This is a genomic window from Streptomyces sp. NH27 (assembly GCF_056859195.1).
Map to the genome: position 1 here is coordinate 1 of NZ_JACEGK010000770.1, position 2491 is coordinate 2491.

Genomic DNA, 2491 nt, shown 5'->3' on the forward strand with positions numbered 1-2491 from the left:
GGCGCAGTCGGCGCGGTACCGGCCGTCCGGACCCGGCGGAGCGCAGCAGCCGATCCAGGGGCACCCGCAGGCGTACGGCGGCGGATACGGCGGGGGCGGTTACCCCAACGGCGCGCCCGGCGCAGGTGCACCGCACGGTGCGCCCGACCAGCCCGAGTACTACGACCACCGCGGCGTCCCCGCCCCCGCGTACGACGACGCCCCCGGCAGCACCCGCGCGTTCACCGTGGGCGGGGACGCGCGGTTCGACGACCCGTACGCGGCCCAGGGATACGACGGCGGGTCGTACGACCGCGGTTCCTACGACGACGGTTCCTATGACGACGGCGGCTACGGCGGCGCGCCCTACGGCGGGGACAACGTGGCCATGTACCGCGCGGGCCACGCGAGCGCGCCCCCGGCCGCACCCCGGCTGCACTGGAAGGAACTGCTGCGCGGGATCGCACTGCGGCCGGGCCGTACGTTCTGGCAGATGCGCGACCACACGGTGTGGGGCCCGGCCCTGATCGTGACCTTCGTCTACGGGCTGCTCGCCGTCTTCGGTTTCGACGCCGCCCGCAGCGACGTGCTCAACTCCACGCTGACCGCGAGCGTGCCGTGGGTGCTGACCACCGCGGTCATGGTCGTGCTGTGCGGGCTGACGCTCGGCGCGGTCACCAACACGCTCGCCCGCCAGTTCGGCGGGGACGGCGCCTGGGCGCCCACGATCGGCCTGGCGATGCTGGTGAGTTCACTCACGGACGCGCCGCGCCTGCTGTTCGCGCTGTTCCTCGGCGGCGGCAACGGCTTTGTGCAGCTGCTCGGGTGGGCGACGTGGATCGCGTGCGGGGCGCTGCTGACGTCGATGGTGGCCAAGTCGCATGACCTGCCGTGGCACAAGGCGCTCGGGGCGTCGTCGATTCAACTGGTGGCGCTGCTGATGTTGTTCAAGCTGCCGTTGATCTGAGGGGGCGGCCGGCCGCCGGCCCGAGCCCTGCGGGGCCTGGCGGGGGCCTGGTTCGTGGCATCGTTTCGCGGGATCGTTTCGCGGGATCGTTTCGTGGGATCGTTTCGCGGGATCGGTCAGGAACGTACAAGATCCGGGGCGGTCCGGGCGCGAGGGTGGGTGGATGAGCACCGAGAACGACATCGCACCCGAACCGATCCGCTTCGACACGAAGATCGCCGTACTCCTGCGGGACGACCTGGAAACCTGGCAGCGGCTGAACACCACCGCCTTCCTCGTCAGCGGGCTCGGCTCGCAGGTGCCCGAAGTGGTCGGCGAGCCGTACGAGGACGCCGACGGCACGCCGTATCTGCCGATGTTCCGGCAGCCGGTCCTGGTCTTCGAGGGCGACAAGCAGATGCTGACCACCGCGCACGCACGGGCGGTGTCCCGCGCGCTGCCGCGGTCGGTCTTCACCGCGGACCTCTTCGCCACCGGCAACGACCGCGACAACCGGGCCGCGGTCCGTGCGGTGCCGCGGGACGGGCTGGACCTGGTGGGTCTGGCCGTGTACGGGCCGAAGAACGGGGTGGACAAGGTGCTGAAGGGCGCGCGGATGCACCCGTGAGTACGGGGCGGCAGGCGAGCCCTGTGTTCAGACCTGCGTGCGGTGGAAGTTGAGGAACGAGCGGGAGGGTGTGGGGCCGCGCTGGCCCTGGTAGCGGGAACCGTAGCGGGCGGACCCGTACGGGAACTCCGCGGGGGACGACAGCCGGAACAGGCAGAGCTGCCCGATCTTCATCCCGGGCCACAACTTGATCGGCAACGTCGCCATGTTCGACAGCTCGAGCGTCACATGCCCGGAGAACCCGGGGTCGATGAAGCCGGCCGTCGAGTGCGTCAGCAGCCCCAGCCGCCCGAGGCTCGACTTCCCCTCCAGCCGCGACGCGATGTTGTCGGGGAGCGAGATCACCTCGTACGTCGAGGCGAGCACGAACTCCCCCGGGTGCAGGACGAACGCGTCGTCGCCCTCCGGCTCCACCAGCCGGGTCAGATCCGGCTGCTCCACCGCCGGGTCGATGTGCGGGTACCGGTGGTTCTCGAACACCCGGAAGAACCGGTCCAGCCGCACGTCGATACTCGACGGCTGCACCATCGCCGCGTCGAACGGGTCCACCCGCACCCGCCCGTTGTCGATCTCGGCCCGGATGTCCTTGTCTGAGAGAAGCACCCCCCGAGACTAGCCGAACCGATCACACGTCCCGGCGCCCCGCACCCCACGGCACCGCCACGGCGCCCCGCGGCACAGCACGCCGGAACGCGTCGCCCTACTTCCCGCTCACTTCCCCGTGCCCCCGTGCACCTCGTCCACCGGCACCGCATGCCGCAGCCGCGCGCACTTCGGACACCTCAACAGCCGCCCGGGCCCCAACCGCTCAGCTCCCAGATGCTGCATCGGAAACGACGCCGTACTGAACACATGTCCCTCCGCACACCGAACAACCGTGCGCTCCATGTAGCCCCTTCCCCAACTCCGCGTAGGCCGACAAACCCACACATTAGGGG

At 70.7% G+C, this 2491-nt stretch carries 3 protein-coding genes; 2 read left to right on the plus strand and 1 reads right to left on the minus strand.

Annotation, left to right across the window (positions count from 1 at the left end; all coding sequences use genetic code 11):
* Positions 1 to 946, plus strand: a 946-nt coding sequence (locus tag AC13HU_RS35580; protein WP_483046135.1) for a Yip1 family protein, incomplete at its 5' end; no start/stop codon positions are given.
* A 163-nt stretch (positions 947 to 1109) separates the two neighbouring features.
* Positions 1110 to 1553, plus strand: coding sequence for a DUF2000 family protein (locus tag AC13HU_RS35585; protein WP_483046136.1), 444 nt, complete (start codon positions 1110 to 1112; stop codon positions 1551 to 1553).
* 27 nt (positions 1554 to 1580) lie between these two features.
* On the opposite strand, the gene dcd is transcribed toward AC13HU_RS35585, so the two are convergent.
* Positions 1581 to 2156 carry a dCTP deaminase gene (gene dcd, locus AC13HU_RS35590; protein ID WP_483046137.1) on the minus strand — a complete coding sequence of 192 codons (576 nt, stop codon included), beginning with the start codon at positions 2154 to 2156 and terminating at the stop codon, positions 1581 to 1583.
* Positions 2157 to 2491 lie beyond the last annotated feature (335 nt).

Coding starts and splice junctions, on each gene's coding strand:
- AC13HU_RS35585 (WP_483046136.1), top strand. CDS start 1,110: ATGAGCACCGAGAACGACATCGCACCCGAACCGATCCGCTTCGACACG.